This is a genomic window from Cupriavidus sp. FW305-3-2-15-C-LB2, assembly GCF_058787575.1.
In genome coordinates this window covers 1-531 of record NZ_JBYSZW010000119.1, presented here as the reverse complement: position 1 = coordinate 531, position 531 = coordinate 1, and the positions used below count along the sequence as shown (strand labels likewise).

Below are 531 nucleotides of genomic sequence, written 5' to 3'. Positions count from 1 at the left end.
GCTCTCAGGTCATGAGGGATTGAGCGAACTCTTCACCTACAAGGTAGACCTGCGCGCAGTCTCGCCTGCCGCGGAACAGTATTTTGCCGAGGCCGATCCCGATGCGATGATCGGGCGCGAGATGACCGTCACCATCGAGCTCGATGGCATGGGCACCGGCCTGCTGGGTGGGGTGGGGGCTGGGCATCGCGAGATCACCGGCGTCATCTCCGACATTGAGCATGTCGGCGGCGTTGCGGAGAATCGCTTGTACCGGTTCACGCTGCGTCCCTGGCTGTGGCTCGCGACGCAGACGTCGGACTTCAAGCCCTTCCAGAAGAAGACGGTGATCGAGATTCTTGACGAGGTGCTTGCGGACTACCCGTTCTCGGTGGAGAAGCGCCTCGACACCTCGGTGTATCCAAAGCTCGCCTGGGAGGTGCAGCATGGCGAGACCGATGCGCATTTCATCCAGCGCCTGACCGAAGAGTATGGCATTACATACTTCTTCGAGCATGACGGCGGACACCATCGGCTGATCCTGGCCGCCGA

Annotated in this window: 1 protein-coding gene; it reads left to right on the top strand. The window is 61.2% G+C overall.

Annotated features, from left to right (window positions below; translation table 11 throughout):
• Positions 1-19 precede the first annotated feature (19 nt).
• Positions 20-531, top strand: a 512-nt coding sequence (locus AC3WRR_RS36090) for a phage late control D family protein (RefSeq protein WP_492299571.1), incomplete at its 3' end; no start/stop codon positions are given.